At 46.5% G+C, this 16,692-nt stretch carries 13 protein-coding genes; 2 read left to right on the forward strand and 11 right to left on the reverse strand.

All coding sequences use genetic code 11. The features are described 5' to 3' along the window. Positions 1-281 precede the first annotated feature (281 nt). From miaA to PQG66_RS07810, 11 genes are all read right to left on the reverse strand, one after another. The gene (gene miaA, locus PQG66_RS07760) at positions 282-1,238 is read right to left on the reverse strand and encodes a tRNA (adenosine(37)-N6)-dimethylallyltransferase MiaA (RefSeq protein WP_272036988.1); all 957 of its coding nucleotides are present in this window, start codon (positions 1,236-1,238) and stop codon (positions 282-284) included. Next, complete coding sequence (locus PQG66_RS07765) at positions 1,219-2,004, reverse strand: class I SAM-dependent methyltransferase (RefSeq protein ID WP_272036990.1); 786 nt, start codon at positions 2,002-2,004, stop codon at positions 1,219-1,221. The genes miaA and PQG66_RS07765 overlap by 20 nt, the downstream gene beginning before the upstream one ends. 17 nt (positions 2,005-2,021) lie before the next feature. Beyond that, positions 2,022-4,253 (reverse strand): DNA mismatch repair endonuclease MutL, encoded by a 2,232-nt coding sequence (mutL, locus tag PQG66_RS07770; RefSeq protein WP_272036992.1) that lies wholly within the window; start codon positions 4,251-4,253, stop codon positions 2,022-2,024. A gap of 22 nt (positions 4,254-4,275) precedes the next feature. After that, a complete protein-coding gene (mutS, locus tag PQG66_RS07775) occupies positions 4,276-7,122 on the reverse strand; it encodes a DNA mismatch repair protein MutS (protein ID WP_272036994.1) in 2,847 nt (948 codons plus the stop codon). 204 nt (positions 7,123-7,326) lie between these two features. Next, positions 7,327-8,577, reverse strand: a complete 1,251-nt coding sequence (locus PQG66_RS07780; RefSeq protein ID WP_272036996.1) for a putative amidoligase domain-containing protein — start codon at positions 8,575-8,577, stop codon at positions 7,327-7,329. A 225-nt stretch (positions 8,578-8,802) separates the two neighbouring features. Beyond that, on the reverse strand, positions 8,803-9,363 hold the full coding sequence (locus PQG66_RS07785; protein ID WP_272036998.1) for an outer spore coat protein CotE: 561 nt from the start codon (positions 9,361-9,363) through the stop codon (positions 8,803-8,805). Positions 9,364-9,445: 82 nt separating this feature from the next. Next, a complete protein-coding gene (locus tag PQG66_RS07790) occupies positions 9,446-10,426 on the reverse strand; it encodes an aromatic acid exporter family protein (protein WP_272037000.1) in 981 nt (326 codons plus the stop codon). Between the two features lie 280 nt (positions 10,427-10,706). Next, positions 10,707-11,468 (reverse strand): ABC transporter permease, encoded by a 762-nt coding sequence (locus PQG66_RS07795; RefSeq protein WP_442955085.1) that lies wholly within the window; start codon positions 11,466-11,468, stop codon positions 10,707-10,709. A gap of 83 nt (positions 11,469-11,551) precedes the next feature. Beyond that, positions 11,552-12,346 carry an ABC transporter ATP-binding protein gene (locus tag PQG66_RS07800; protein WP_272037004.1) on the reverse strand — a complete coding sequence of 265 codons (795 nt, stop codon included), beginning with the start codon at positions 12,344-12,346 and terminating at the stop codon, positions 11,552-11,554. A gap of 95 nt (positions 12,347-12,441) precedes the next feature. Further along, positions 12,442-13,449: an ABC transporter substrate-binding protein gene (locus PQG66_RS07805; RefSeq protein ID WP_272037006.1), complete on the reverse strand. Its 1,008-nt coding sequence runs from the start codon at positions 13,447-13,449 to the stop codon at positions 12,442-12,444. A 134-nt stretch (positions 13,450-13,583) separates the two neighbouring features. Then, positions 13,584-15,098, reverse strand: coding sequence for a carboxypeptidase M32 (locus PQG66_RS07810; protein WP_272037007.1), 1,515 nt, complete (start codon positions 15,096-15,098; stop codon positions 13,584-13,586). Positions 15,099-15,317: 219 nt separating this feature from the next. Here PQG66_RS07810 and PQG66_RS07815 point away from each other — a divergent pair, with 219 nt between their 5' ends. Beyond that, positions 15,318-15,893 carry a beta-class carbonic anhydrase gene (locus PQG66_RS07815; RefSeq protein ID WP_272037009.1) on the forward strand — a complete coding sequence of 192 codons (576 nt, stop codon included), beginning with the start codon at positions 15,318-15,320 and terminating at the stop codon, positions 15,891-15,893. A 172-nt stretch (positions 15,894-16,065) separates the two neighbouring features. Further along, positions 16,066-16,632, forward strand: a complete 567-nt coding sequence (locus PQG66_RS07820) for a PadR family transcriptional regulator (protein WP_272037011.1) — start codon at positions 16,066-16,068, stop codon at positions 16,630-16,632. Positions 16,633-16,692 lie beyond the last annotated feature (60 nt).

A 16,692-nucleotide genomic window follows, 5' to 3' on the forward strand; every position in this document is an offset into this window, starting at 1 on the left:
ACATAAATCAAGTAGAATATACTTCCAAAAACAGCTTAAACCATAGAGCAATAAGGATGGCTCATCTTGCTATATTTAGAATTCACTGTTTGGAAATCTCCTTCTCTAGTTACTCTAAAAATATATATTTTAAAGGCTTATCACTTAAATCTTATCCTGAAACAACCTTTTTGAATCAGACCGGAGACTTATTTTCCTTTTGTACCCCTAGTTATTATTACCCAACAAGAAAAAACCCCTATCTTTTCGTTGAAAAGATAGGGGTTTTCATCTAACTTTATTCAGTTAAATTTAGATGTAATCCATTCGCTTACTTGTTGATAATGACCTTCAAAATTCTCAGTATCCGTTACATCCAACCACTGAATATCCTTCATGTGACGGAACCAGGACAGTTGACGTTTGGCAAAACGGCGTGTGTCTCTTTTAAGCCACTCCACCGCAGCCTCCCAACTGACTTCACCCTGCAAATACGCAGCAATTTCCTTATACCCCAGGCCCTGCATAGAAATGTGCCCCCGTGAGACTCCTCTTTCAAGTAGTGCTTTCACCTCATCTACAAGCCCTTGCTCGATCATGAGATCAATACGCTCTTCGACTCGTGCATATAACTTTTGGCGATCCATCGTTAGGCCTACAATAAGCAGATCGTATGGAGACTCTTTTTTCTGCACAGCTAGCTGCTCCGACCATTTTTCTCCTGTTAGATGGAAGATTTCGAGTGCACGTACAATACGTCGCTGATCATTCGGATGTAGACGATCCGCACTCACTGGGTCAACTTCTCTTAGACGATCATGAAGAGCCTTAGCCCCATGTTGCTCAGCATATTGGAACTGTTCTTCTCTAAATGCTTCATCCGATCCGCTGTCTGAGAATTGAAATCCGTAACAAACCGACTCCACGTATAAACCCGTACCACCAACGATAAAAGGCAACCTGCCACGATCATGGATCTCCGGGATTAAATGAGTACAGCTCTCCTGGAACTCGGCAACGGAATATGGATATTCAGGTTCATGAATGTCAATGAGATGATGGGGTACACCCTTCATTTCTTCGGGTAAGATTTTGGCAGTTCCAATATCCATTTGACGGTAAACCTGCATGGAATCTCCAGAGATCACTTCACAGTTGAACGCTTGTGCCAGCTCGATGCTTAATCTCGTTTTACCTACAGCTGTCGGTCCGACCAGGACCAGTAGCTGCGGTTTTGCATTAACTTCCGATCTCAACATTAATCACTCCGTACAATGTTTTTGCATTGGCCCGATCCAGCACTTGGAATCCAAGTCTGTCAAACTCTGCGCTGCCGCGTTTTTCTTTCATAACCACTCGCTTGCGGGCGACTCTTCTCGCCTCTATGATACTCTCTTCTGCCAAAGCATGAGCATTGGCGTAGTCCCGTAAAGGTCGGATTGCACTCGAATCCATCATCGGCTCACGGAACATCGGATCAAAGTATACCGTATCACAGCTCCGGTCAGGTAAGGAGCGCAGCAGTTCCAAATGATCCATATTCCGCAGTTCAATCCGTCGGAACGCCTCATCAATCGAAGGTTCGTTACTCTCATAATGTGACATACCATCGAGGAGAAGTGTATAGAGCGGTTCAGAGCTTTCACATGCAATAACACGTCCTTGAACAGCTGTTGCAACGGCAAACACAAGTGAATCCGATCCTAATCCTGCCGTACAGTCCACAACCGTATCACCTTTCAGTACAGCACCCGCTTCCAGCATCGGATCAGACTCTCCCCTTAACACACGCTTGGCGCGCACAAATCCCATACTCGGATGAAATTCAAGCTCCGACTCATCCTTCCGGAACAAACGTGCTCTCCCTTTTAACACTACCAAAATCTCCTGAATCCCATATTTATCCAGCAAATTAGGCAGTGACGTTCTGTTTCGCGGTATATAGGTGCCCCCAGTCTCTGCAGCAAGCGCGCGTGCACGATCTACCAGAGAAGCTGCCTCCTTGTCACCCGTTGTTATATACATAATATCCCCCTAAAATACTACATCACTCGTTTAAATAATTTCTCCAAATCATATGTTGAAAATGAAATTACAATCGGCCGACCGTGTGGACACGTATAAGGCTGCCGACATGAACCCAGACGCTGTATCAACACTTCAGCCTCTTGATCCGTAAGCTTCTGATTCGCTTTAATCGAAGCTTTACAGGAACACATAATCGAAGCAGCTTCACGTAACTTGGCCACATCTATACTGCGTTCGCTGAGAACCCATTCCGACATCTCTTCAATAATGTCCTTTTCTTCACCTTTGGGGAACCAGTATGGATGAGAACGTACGCGGAAGGTCTGTCCACCGAAATGCTCCAAATAGACCCCAGCCTGTTCGAACCAAGTAAGTCTTGCTTTCAGCTTTTCAGCCTCTGAAGGTGTGAATTCAAGCGTAATAGGGAGCAGTAACTCCTGTGAAGCCTGAGTCGGATTACCGAATTTCTCATAAAAGTATTCGTAGTTCACTCGTTCATGGGCAGCATGTTGATCTATTAAATATAAACCTTCATCGTTCTGTGCAATTAGGTACGTTCCGTGATGCTGACCAATCAGACTAAGTTCAGGGAACGCAGGCATGGAAGTATCTGACTGAATTGCAGCGGCCAGTTTGGATGGGTCAGGCATGGATGCCTGTTTCCAGCTTCGTTCAGTTCTTTGCCCTGTGCCTGAAGAGTATGCCGTGCGGCTTTCACTAACTGGAGAATTGTATGAAGCTGATTGATATGTTTCTGTCTCATTTCTTCCAGCATGGTTGGTTCTGCTGAACTGAGCATCACTCAATAGATCAGTGGGTCCATATACCGGAACGGATTCTGGCGGTGCTTCGGGAAGAGGAGGCGTTTGCACCGGATCAGAAGCCATCTGCTCTGCTGCTGTGTCCGTTTTTCCATGACCAGTGCCTGCGCCTGTTCCTGTATCCAACTCCGCAGGTGCATCCAGATCCGCATGTTCGTCTTCTATAACTTTAGATGATGAGAAGGAGGATGAAGAATAGCCAGCATGGTGAATTTGAGTCCCTTTCATCTCTTTGGTCTCTTTGGTCTCTTTGATCTCTTTGATCTCTTTGGCCTCTTCCATTTCTTTTAGTCCTTTACCAAGAGGGCCTTGTTGACTATATCCTTCACTTGCGTCCTGCTCTTTCACCGGTCCACGCGGGAACAAAAATTGTTCCTGGATAAATGAACTGTCATCTCCTCGTCTGATTTGCTGCTTCCGTACTTGTGGAATTAATACTTCCTGCCGCAAAATACCGCGCAATGTGTTTTCCACAAATTCATACAGCTCCGCCTCTTTACTGAACCGAACTTCCAGTTTCGCCGGATGTACGTTCACGTCCACAAGCGAAGGATGCATCTCGAGTTTCACGACGACAAGGGGGAAACGATTAATAGGCAGCAGCGTATGATAAGCTTTCAAAATTGCCTGGTTCAGACCGTAGTTACGAATGTACCGACCATTCACAATCGTTGACATTCCCGCACGATTCGCACGTGTCCACTCAGGGAGACTAATCAGACCACTAAGCTTGTAATCCAGGTTTTCCCCCTGAATGGGCAACATCGCTTTGGCTGCACTCGTCCCATAAATTGCTGCAACCACTTGTAACAGGTCTCCATTCCCTAGCGTTTGCAGCAACGTATTTTCATTGTGACGAAGAGTGAACGAAATATGCGGATGCGACATTGCCATACGATATAACACATCCGAGATATGCCCCAGCTCAGTTTGGATGGTTTTCATATATTTTAATCTCGCAGGCGTATTGTAGAATAACTCCTTCACCACAAACTCCGTTCCTTGTGGTGATGTGGCATCTTCGTGCGCACAGAGCTTGCCCCCTTCAATAACGATACGTCGTCCTCGTCCGTCGTCTCCACTAGCTGTGAGCACTTCAACCTTAGAGACAGCTGCAATACTGGGCAGTGCCTCACCGCGAAACCCGAGGCTAGTGATCTGAAACAGATCCCGGCCATGGGCTATTTTGCTAGTCGCATGACGGTAGAAAGCTGTTTCGAGATCATCTGGCTCGATGCCTGATCCGTTATCCTTTACCCGGATACGAAGCAGACCACCTTCCTCTACAGCGACTTCAATTTTCGAGGCTCCCGCATCCACCGCATTTTCAAGCAGCTCTTTCACGACGGATGCAGGCCGCTCAACCACCTCACCCGCTGCGATCTGGTTGGCAATATGTTCATCAAGCACATGAATGTTCGCCACAGATTCTCCTCCTCTCCGTTACTCAGGATAATTGCTGTGCTTTCATTTTAAGATCATTTAATATTTGCATCGCCTGCAAAGGCGTCATGTTCATCACATCGATCTCTTTCATATGTCGAATCAATTCACGGGCAGGTTTATCCTCCACGATGACCGTTCGTGTAGAATGATTAATCTCCGGTTCTTCATCATCGAATATCGAGAGTTGTACAACCTCAGGCTGGCTATCATTATGATCATTATACGTACTGTATTTGTTACTCCCGTTGACGTGTTCTGGTACGTTATCCTGAGAAGTAGACACACCAGCTTGTTTTGTCGTCTCTATCCCCATAACTTGTTCATTCTTAAGTTGTTCTCGAACTACTGGATCTTCCTCAGAAGCAGACGACATGAAGTCGCTCTTCTCCATCGATGACTGCTGTGTGGACAAGGATCTGCTATCAGGCACAAATTCACTGCCGACAGCCACCTGTGATGCCGCTTGTTCAAAGCCATGCAGAAGTCCATTCGCACGTTCAATGATACTGTCAGGTAGACCCGCAAGCCGAGCACAATAGATGCCATAACTACTGCTTGCCGCTCCCGCAATTAACTTACGCAGGAAGTTCACCTTGTCTCCGCTCTCCTGAACTGCCATAGAATAGTTAGCCAGCTTGTCCAAACTTTCCTCCAGATGAGCCAGTTCATGGAAATGTGTGGATACGAGCGCTTTACATCCAATCACATCATGTACATACTCAATCACCGACTGTGCAATCGCCATACCTTCACTGGTGGAAGTTCCACGACCCAGCTCATCAATAATGATGAGACTACGCGGCGTTGCTTTTTCGGTCATAACCTGAATATCTGCCATCTCCACCATAAACGTACTCTGTCCACCAATGAGATCGTCCGCAGCACCAATCCGTGTAAAAATCCGATCCATAATAGGTACTTCCGCTTGACTTGCAGGCACAAAACAACCAATCTGCGCCAAAATGGAGATGAGTGCGACTTGTCTCATATACGTACTTTTCCCAGCCATATTCGGCCCAGTAATCAGCAGAATACGCGCCTCTTCCTCGGTCATCGCAGTCTGGTTGGCAATAAAAGCCCCATCCCGCATAACAGCCTCCACGACTGGATGACGTCCTTGCTCTACGACCAGGTTATATCCATCTGTCAGGATGGGACGTACAAAATTACGCTCTGCGCTAATTACCGCAAACGATTGATACACATCAATCTCGGCCACCTGCTCAGCGAGCTTCTGCAGCCTTGCGATCTCCTGATTCAGGCGATCACGCAGCTCTGCAAAGAGGCTGTACTCGATATCCACCATTTTGTCCTGAGCTTCAAGAATCAGTGTCTCCTTCTCTTTCAATTCAGGTGTAATATAACGCTCGGCATTAGCAAGGGTTTGTTTGCGCTCATACCGTCCTTCAGGTAGTGAAGCCAGATTGGATTTGGTAATTTCAATATAATAACCGAACACTTTGTTGTATCCAATTTTCAGCGAGCGAATACCCGTAGCTTCACGTTCTCTTGCTTCCAACTCGGCAATCCACTGCTTACCGTTCACCGAAGCCTCGCGCAGTTCATCCAGTCTCGCATGGTATCCCTCACGGATAAGTCCACCTTCTCTAACCGATGCAGGAGGTTCATCCACGATAGCCTGTCCAATGGCATCTCGCAGATCAGTGCATTCATCCATCGTTTCAGCGATATGTCGAAGGGTTGACGAAGAGGAACTTGCACAGTGTTGTCGCAGACTCGGAATTTTGTCCAGTGAGGATTTAAGTGCGTTCAGATCCCGACCATTTGCATTACCAAAAGCAATCCGTCCTACCAGACGCTCTAGATCATAGATGTCTTTTAACTCAGACCGCAGATCCTCACGCAGAATAAACTGGTTATAGAGAGTGTCTACCGCTTCCAGGCGTTCATTGATCTTTCCTTTTTGCAAAAGGGGTTTATCCACCCAGCGCCTCATCATTCGGGCCCCCATAGACGTCTCCGTGCGATCCAACAGCCACAGCAGCGAACCTTTCTTGGAACGCTCGCGCACCGTTTCGACTAGTTCCAGATTACGCCGTGTAAATGGATCCAGAATCATATAATGGTCCGGCTCATACGTAGAAATTTGCGTCAACTGTCCAAGCGATCGCTTCTGTGTCTCACTCAGGTACGAAAACAGGCGAGCAACACATGCCTGACGTTCAGGCTCCAATCTTGCCCATACCGATTCGCCGAACTGCTGACGCACAAGGTCTTCTTTGCTTTTGTTCCATGCCGTATAGACGACTGGCCGTCCAATCGGAGATGATTCGGATTCTACAAGCTCCAGCAGAGCTGCGTCTCCCACTAATTCAGACGGCTCATAGATGCCAATCTCGTCTTTGAGCCACTCTTTGGAATAGGGAACAGATGTTACGTAGAGTTCTCCCGTAGAGAGGTCACACGCGGCAAGAGCGAGCGTATTCTGATTCCCCGTCAGACACACCATGTAATTGTTCGACTTGTCCCCCAGCGTTTTACCTTCCATTACCGTTCCGGGTGTGACTACACGAACGATCTCGCGGCGGACCATGCCTTTGGTTGTTGCGGGATCATCCATCTGTTCACAGATCGCTACTTTGTACCCTTTCTCGATCAGACGCTGTATGTAATTTTCAGCGGAATGATAGGGCACACCGCACATTGGAATCTTATCGTCCGTGCCCCCGTTGCGTGCGGTTAACGTGATCTCCAGTTCCCTTGCAGCATTGATGGCGTCATCGAAAAACATTTCGTAGAAATCACCTAGTCTGAAAAAAAGAAACGCATCTTGCGCTTGGGCTTTCACTTGCAAATATTGTTGAATCATTGGCGTGTACTGAGCCATGATATCTATCCACCGTCCGTTCCTATGATGTCTGGAAGAAGTATCCTTGGAAGGCAATAAGGCGGTCAGGTACCAAGAACGCACCTCCGCCTTATGTTTGGGCTATTCGCCCTGTTCCTTTAAGGGATTAACTGCTTCATATCTTCCGTATCGTAACGTATTCAAAATTCATATTTTTCATTATAACAAAAAAATGCCGCTTCTTCATGAGCCTGGCCGAATATTCCAAAGTTTGCGGATATCCCTGCTTTCATCCCAGGTATGCCCCAGTTGGAACTGTCGTATCAGTGGATTCGCGTAGCGTTCATAACGTGCGTATCCGCTTAATTGCTTCAGTTCTTCCATCAATGAGGGGATACACGCCATCATGACCTCTCGCTGCCCCTCATAAAATGCAGTATGAACCTTTGTTTTCGATAGAGGGCGCTGCATTAACTGATCATAGCTGCTGGCAATCAGCCCTGCAAGAGCAACGACACCTTTGGCCACAACCGGAGAAACGAGAAAACTCGGCAATGTGCGATATTCGAATCCACCGTAGGATTTCAGGCGAAAATCCCCCAGGGTTCCATACCTTGGGCGCCTGCCTGATCCACGCGGGTCCTGAAGCACCGCCAAGGGCAGTGCCAAATAATTATCCAGTGCACGAAGCAATCCACCAGTCAGTTGTATACCGCTCAGATGGATATGCCCGCCCAGCGGCAGTCCTCGCTGGGGCATGCCGCCCGCCTGCCAGATCAGGGACGAGTCACTTATGCTTCGAGAAGCTGCAGCGAAGGCCCGCATCAGATGGGACAATAACTCACGCGGTTCCGTGCTCGGAGCAGGACGCAGCTCCGCAACAGGGTATACACGTCTGCCGCCAATCGTAACGGAATCACAACCCGCAACACCCGTACGTTCAAGAAACCTGGAAGCAGGTACAATTTTGGACTCGGGCATCTGTACCAACAGAAACTCAGGGTCCATGCCCAGTACAGGAATTCGGTTCGCTTGCCTCTCCTCATTCAACAAAGCCTGATGCTGGTTCCAGCTCTCCCTGTAAAGTGCAGCAAGGTTCGTTACACCTTTCCAAGGGCTTGGATCAACCGAAATGACGGCACATCCGCCATTACCCGAAGCTTCCAAACGAACCGCTCCATGATTCAGTCCCAATGTGTATAGGGTTTTGATCGCAAGACGCTCTACACGTCTATACACGGATGAAGCTGCTTCACGATCCAGCTCTCTTTCCTGCCTCGCCCCCATACCGCTTGTATCCCTGCTCCTGATCCGAATCGCTTGAAGACAACTGATATCAACATCATAGCGTACACGCAGCCCAGGTTCTCGCCTGCGCTGATCCTTCGTAGATAACACTTCAATACCCACTTGCTTCAACCGCATAATCCGTTCTTCCGAACTAAGCCTCTTATAAGCATGGACAGCATCTTCCGCTTCTTCCTTGACGTTCATACCATCCCCCCTCTTGCCATGTCAAATGCTCTATGCTTATCAAAAAAAGACCCCGCAGCAGCGAAGCCTTCCCGTTAACAAACTTCAGGTACATCATCAGGCTCGTCACAACCCATTTTTAATATTTTATGAAAGAAAGAGGGCTTTCGCCCTCTTCATCGCACCTATTGGCGCATATGATACTCTAGGTTATGATACATTCGCTTTTCCGTTTCAATGAGTGATTTACAACTCATCATCCAGCAGGTCTGGATCGAGATCATCATAGTCTCCATCCACGCTGCCATAGTCATAATCCTTGTCTTCGTAATCACCACAGCCATCCGTGCACACCTTTACACAGACTTTGGTTTCAGCCACGAGTTCTACAGCGAATTCCCGCTCCACCCGGATAATTACGCTGCCCCCACCTGTGGACACTGTGGCTTCCACACAGCTCGGTTCCTGCGTTGCATCCGCAGATACCTCCACTGTGGAAGTCCGGTGTTTCGGGTCCAGATAAGACAAAGGTACATGTTCTACATACGATACGGTTTCTTTAGCGACATCCGTTTGCGAATTTTTGTCATAGGAATACCAAATGTTGATATCGTAAGTACCAATAACTTCAATTCCGTCCCCCGCTGATACGGCTTCATACTGGTGGTTGATAATCCAAGCCCCCAAAATACTGGTCGGACCATTTGGCGGAGTCACGGTATGTGTTACGGTAGAGAACTTACGACCTTTGCCGCAGATCGCCTTCGTGATAATCTCTCTACATTGATGTTTATGACTCAATGACATCTTTAAACCTCCTCCATACAATCATTCACTACAAGTGTATGCAGGACATCCGTCTAGGGTGACAACTATTTTCTATTATTTTCTATGATTCGTTTACAGATTGGGAGCGATCCGAGATTGGAGACGGAGCTTTGTCCTTCTTGGCGATTTTCAGATACATGGAAAGCTCGTGGCACAACTGGAGAATAGCCGAACGCATCTCGAATTCTTCTCTTGTGTCTGGCAGCTCCATTTGTCTGAATTTTTCCTGTACTTCTGCCAGCAGTTTTTCCGTTCGCCCGGTGTAAGATTCCCTCAACACGTCTTGACTGAGCTGATCGAACAACTCGGACACCATCTCCGCATGAGGCATCTTTTCATAGACCTGTGACACAAGATGCATCATGTGTTGTATGGAATCAAGCTGTGTTTTTCGCATATAAAAATATACACTCCATCCTTCATTCGGATGAATGACCTGGTTCTCTAGTGAACGTTTGGCTGCTTCAATTCCACCGAGTACTGCTTGATCCGCTTCAATTAATTCTTTGCCTGCCCATACTTCATTGGGATTACGCAAGGTTGCTGCGAACTCCTGGAAAATCTTCGAGAACAGTTCATCAATTCGTTTACGGATCTGCAGCATTTGCGGATCCGCTGCGGGCATATATGCCAGATTCACAACCATCGCTGAACCTAAACCAATCAAGAGCAAAGCAATCTGAACTAGTACAACTTGCAAACTCATTTCCCCACCGCTAAATACCCGAAACACTACAACTGAACCTGTAACAATGCCTTCCTTAAAGCCAGCCCGTACAATGACGGGAAAAGCCGTTAGTATGTATACTGCGAGCACCCAGTAATGGAAGCCGAGGAACTGAAAAAGCACACTTGCAAACAGGAGACCGACTACGGATGCAAAAAATCGTGCCGATATCGTTCGAATACTCCTTTTTCTCGTTACATCTACACCGAGAATCGCAAGCAATCCGGCTGAAGTCGGTCCTGGCAAGCGACACCAGTCCGCAATCAGTACAGCCATCAATGCTGCGATTGCCGTTTTAATGACTCTAAACCCCATTTAACATTCCATCTCCTCTAAGCTGTACAAAAGTTCGCGGCCTATATATCACCAGTTTCCATATGTATTCCCCTGCCGAAAGTCGTTATAAACATTCATTAATAGTATGACTCAACCTATTACAAACTAGACGACATCAACCGGCATGCACACCAAACATGCCGGTTGCAGAAACATAGCCCGAAGTACTTCCTCCATCAAATATCCTACTTGATTTTACAATTGGGGGCAACGTTATAACTCATGTAGAAGAGTTTACATATGATGCAACACAATTTAATTACGATCTTCGGCCAGCTAACAGTTTCCGCTCTGCATATACAACCAGTTGGTACATTGCTGTAGCTACGGCTGCGATAATAAGCAAACTTGATAATACCAGCGTAAAATTGAATACCTGAAAACCGTAAATGATCAGATATCCCAGCCCTTGCTTCGCCACTAGAAACTCGCCTACAATCACCCCAACCCAAGCCATACCTACGTTTACTTTCAAGGTAGATACGATTGTAGGGAATGAAGCAGGAAATACAACTTTTGCAAAAATCTCAGCGCGTTCTCCACCAAACGTTCGAATCACCTTAACATAATTCGGATCAACCTCGTTGAAGCTGTTGTATACAACGAGTGTAGTAATGATTACTGTAATGGACAGAGTTGTCATCACAATGGCTGTAAATCCCGCCCCGAACATGACAATAAAAATTGGTCCCAGAGCTACCTTTGGCATACTATTAAACACAACCATATAAGGGTCCAGCACTTTGGACAAAAAAGGAGACCACCAAATCAGAACAGCAAGCAGCGTTCCAACAAGTGTCCCCAGCAAAAAACCGACTACCGTCTCACCCACAGTCACCCCGACATGTACCCATATCTCGCCACCCGCAATGTCCTTGCTAATCTGCGCAAAGACTTTACTTGGATAACTAAAAAGGAGTACATCAATCCACCGCAATCTGCCCGCCAGCTCCCAGAGTAAAAACATACATACTAATAAGGACAGTTGAACTGCTAAGATATGGTTCCTCCATCGTGACATTTTACGTTTATGGTTATGATGGAGAGTCTGGAGCCAACGATCACGTACTTCCTGCTTCTCTTGCTCTGGAGGAATGGTCTGACTCATATATTCTTCTCACCTCCCCCAGACTGAACGAGCTCACTCCACAGTGACTGGAATAACTCATTGAAGCCCGCCTGCTCCCTAGCATGAAAAGGCTGTGCCAGCCGAATATGTTCTGGAACCTCGAACTCGCGTCGAATTCGTCCCGGATTACGATCCAGTACAATAACCCGGTCACTAACCGCAATCGCTTCTGACAGATCGTGTGTGACCAGCACAGAGGTTTTGCCGAACTCTTTTAACGTATCCGAGACAAGATCTTCAAGTTGTAACTTCGTTTGATAATCTAGTGCAGAGAAAGGTTCATCTAACAGAAGGATCGCGGGGTCTGTGGCAAGTGTTCGAACGAGAGCTACCCGCTGTCTCATGCCCCCGGACAGTTCAGAGGGATATTGCTGCTCTGTCCCGCCAAGCCCCATGCTGCCTAGAAGTTCACGTGTACGTTCCCTGCTCTTCGCGTCCAGATTACCTGTTAATTCAAGTCCAATGAGTGCATTATCCAGAATGGTGCGCCAGGGGAACAAGTAATCTTGCTGTAACATGTAGCCCACTCGGGCAGAGGGGCCTTGAACAAGTTTTCCTTCAACTTCAACCTCTCCCCGAGTCGGGCTCAGTAGACCGGCGATAATGGACAACAACGTTGTTTTGCCGCATCCACTCGGCCCAACCAGACTCACGAATTCCCCTTGGTTTATCCCCAAACTTAAATCCTCGATGACTAGTGACGCTTCACGTTCACTGACATAGACTTGGGAGATATTCTCCAGTCGAATCACGTTCCTGGAATCAGGCATTACTGTTCACTCCCTTCCCCTGAATTCCTTCCCCGATTTCATCAACTTGCTTTCGACGTTTTAATTGTTCATCTTACTTGTTTTCCTTCTTCATTTTAAGGCGTAAGTGTCTTTGCCTGTTCTGCAAATGATGAATCTACGATGGGCCCCAGCTCAACGCGTTGTTTTAATTCACCGGCAGCACTCATGACATCCAGTAGATTGTTCCATTCTTGCTCATCTATGATCGGATCTGTCGCATACGTGCCTTGTTCCTTATACCGACTCACACTACTTGTGAGAATGGCTGGATCAATATCTTTGAAAAATGGAGTAATCACCTGGGCAATCTCCTCGGCCGTATGAGAATCTACCCAACGTTGAGCTTTATGCAGGGCATTCGTGAATTTTTGTACGATTTCCGGGTTGTCGTTCAGATAACTTTGTTTGGTCATGAACACGGTATATGGCAGATGCCCACTCTCTGTGCCGAAAGACGCTACCACTTTCCCACGGCCTTCCTGTTCGAAAATGGATGCCTGTGGCTCAAACAGTTGTACAAAATCCCCCGTGCCTGAAGCAAAAGCAGATGCAATATTAGCAAAATCCACATTCTGAATCAGTTCGAGATCAGTTGACGGGTTAATGCCATGTTTGTTCAAAACAAACTCTCCGGCCATTTGTGGCATGCCACCTTTGCGTTGACCAAGAAAAACATGTTGTTTCAATTGATCCCAATCAAAGGGATCCTGTGCATCTCGCGCGAACAAAAACGTTCCATCCGTCTGCGTGAGCTGAGCAAAGTTAATGACGGGGTCTTCCGCCCCTTGTTGATAAACATAGATGGACGTTTCTGCGCCCACCAACGCGATATCGACGGAACCCGCAAGCAATGCCGCCATCGTCTTATCTCCGCCAGCCGTTGTTTGTATATCGACTTCTAGCCCCTCTTGAGCAAAAAAACCTTGAGCCGCAGCCACATATTCCGGTGCGTAAAATACAGAGCGCGTCACTTCACCGATGGTAACCTTTGTTTCGTTCTCATCTTTATTGCAGCTCGTCAGTGCCACAATGAGAATCAACAGAATCACAATGCCCCGCACAAACCATGGCGTATGCTTCATTTGATTTCCCTCCTTTACTGGGTTTAGCAGTTTCTCTCTATTATGGATATGCCGAGGCCTATCAAAAGGTTAAGAACTTGAACACAAAAAAAAGAGCCAACCAGAATGTTCTGGTTGGCCCCTATTCGAGCGTTTTACAAATTATAAATTTCAGCATACTTGGCTTCCAAATAGTCCGCCAAGTAATCCGGATTCAGTTCTTCACCGGTCACAGCAACGATTAGTTCAGAAGGTGTACGGCTCTTACCGTAACGATAAATCTTCTCTGTGAGCCACTCTTTGATTGGAATCAGATTCCCTTCGGCAATTAGACTGTCGAACTCAGGCAATTCTTGACGCAATGTGTGCATGATCTGAGCAGCATACATATTACCCAGAGAGTAAGACGCAAAATAACCGAAATCCCCTCCCGACCAGTGCACGTCCTGAAGTACACCTTCACCATCGTTAGTTGGCATTATGCCGAGGTATTCCTTGTATTTAGCATTCCATGTTTGTGGCAGATCTTTCACTTCTAGCCCTTCATTAAAGAGCATTTTCTCTATCTCATAACGAATAATAATATGCAGATTGTAAGTAAGCTCGTCCGCCTCAATTCGGATGAGTGAGCTCTCCACCCGGTTGATCGCACGATAGAAATCTTCCAGTTTCACTTCATTTAGTTGTGGGAAATGCTGTTGTAGATCAGAGTAGTACCTTGTCCAGAACGACAGACTACGTCCAATCATATTTTCCCACAGTCGGGACTGGGACTCATGAATTCCCATCGATGTGCCTTCGGCAAGCAATGTGCCAGCCAGACCTTCATCAATATTTTGCTCATATAGAGCATGTCCACCTTCGTGCAGGGAGCTAAATATTGCACTTGTTACATCATTCTGCAGATAGTTCGTTGTGATTCGGACATCACCTGGGTTCAGGCCAGTTGCGAACGGATGCACACTTTCGTCAAGACGCCCCGCTTCAAAGTCATATCCCATCTGTTCCAGGATGAACAGACTGAATTTCTTCTGCTGTTCGACATCAAAGATCTGGTTCAGGAAATCGGTATTCGGCTTGTTCTCTGCCGCATTGATTTTTTCCTGTAATGGGACGAGGCGAGCTTTGAGGCGAGCGAATACAGCATCAACCTTTTCCACAGTCAGTCCCGGTTCGTACATATCCAGCAATGTATCATATCTCGTATCTTTGACACCCCAATAGTCAATAAATTCCTGTTTGAGCTTTACGATCTCTGTGAGATATGGTGAGAATCCATCATAATCGCTACTATGTTTGGCATCTTCCCATGCCGTTTCTGACTTCGCAGTAAGTATGGTATATTCTTGTACCTTTTCCGGCGGAACGGATTGACTACGGTCGTATTCCTTTTTGCATTCGTCCACCAGACGACGGTCGATATCTTCAAGCTGGTCCAGTACGTTCGGCTGGGTCAAAATATCCAAGTAAGCCTTCATCTCAGATGAGGTTTGTAATTTAAATACTTCTGTGGAGAGCATGCCAAGGGTTTCTGAACGGGTCGGAACGCCTTTTTTGGGCGCACCTGTACGCAAATCCCAGTGAAGTAGACCAATGGCTTCGTGATAACTTTTAATTTTACGAACAAGAATTAGGAAAGATTGCAGTTGCTGCTGGGTTTGTTTATCCATTGTTACCGCCCACCTTTTCAAAAAAAATTTTGTACACCCTATTGATGATACTTTTTGCATTGCGTATAATCAACTTTTGACAGAAGCAATTCTTCTAGAAAAAGGAATGAAGCGGTCTGTTGACCACGATATTCAAACTACTCAAAGGCGTGTAGGACAAGCTGCATCTCATGCAAGTGACACCGTGCTCGTCGTATTGGATAACAGGAGGCAATGAACATGAACAACATTCAAGAGATTATGGCTTACAACAAATCATTTGTCGAGACTAAAGAATACGAGCAGTATACGACTAGCAAGTTTCCAACCAAAAAGATGGTCATCATAACATGTATGGATACTCGTCTCGTAGAATTGTTGCCTAAAGCAATGAATCTAAAGAATGGTGATGTAAAAATCATCAAAAACGCAGGTGCAATTATCTCCCAACCTTTTGGTAGTGTTATGCGTTCCGTTCTGGTTGCCATCTATGAATTGGAAGCACACGAGGTGCTGGTAGTAGGTCATACGGAGTGTGGTATGGCATCACTACATGCTGAGACAATGATAGGTCATATGGTTGAGCGTGGTATTTCTGAAGAAGTTTTGTCCACACTAGAAAATTCCGGGATTCGTCTGCAAAAATGGCTACGAGGGTTTGATAGTGTTCACGAAGGGGTAAAAGGAACTGTGGAAGTTATTAAGAAACACCCGTTACTTCCTCCGAATATCCCTGTTCACGGCATGGTCATTGACTCTGCTACAGGCGAGTTAGACCTTGTTTCTGACGGGTATGAACAACAGACATCTCTCTAAATGGTTTGGAGTGCGGGCCTTCATGGTTCGCACTTTTTTTGTCTAAATTAAGGCAGTTATCCTGTCAGGTTGTCAAACCATACAGTTTCAGTGTACACTTTTATGAAAGCGGTCAACGAATGCAAAATGTTTGTTTTCGTTGACCCAGCCCTAATATTAAGGAGACATGTGCATGAACATACTTTCCTACGGATTGCTCGGGCTGCTTACCCGCGAGGAGTCTTCTGGTTATGATCTAATGCTGAAGATTCAGCCGCATTGGCAGGCCAAACACAGCCAGATCTATCCACTCCTGTCCAAGATGGAAAACGATGAGTTACTCGCCTCCCGCTGGGTACAACAGTCCGACAAACCGGACAAAAAAATGTATGCAGTTACGGAAAAAGGCATTCAGAAGTTGCTGGAGTGGATGATTACTCCGGTCACTGCACCCGTGACGCGCGATGAATTCAATCTTCGCATTCTCTGCGTCGGTATCGCCGAAGACGGCAGTATGAGACGTATTCTAAACGAGCGCAAAAACTGGTTTATGGAGCGCATACGTTATTTTGAAGAGTTGAAGTCACGTATACCGCAGGATAATCTTCGGGTAGGCAACCGGGATTTTGGAAGCTACATTCTGGTTCAAAAAGGTATAATGCATGCCCAGACCGGCTTGGATTGGTGCAACTGGGTAACCCAGCTTCTCGATGGTCAGACGGTGATCCACGACCCGAGTCCGAGCAATTCAAAAGTTTAATTAAATTTTGAAACGTAGTAGCAGTTTGACCGTATTACATGAGTAAGGCCCATTTTGGGT

The organism is Paenibacillus sp. JJ-100, assembly GCF_948329825.1.
Lineage (GTDB): Bacteria > Bacillota > Bacilli > Paenibacillales > Paenibacillaceae > Paenibacillus.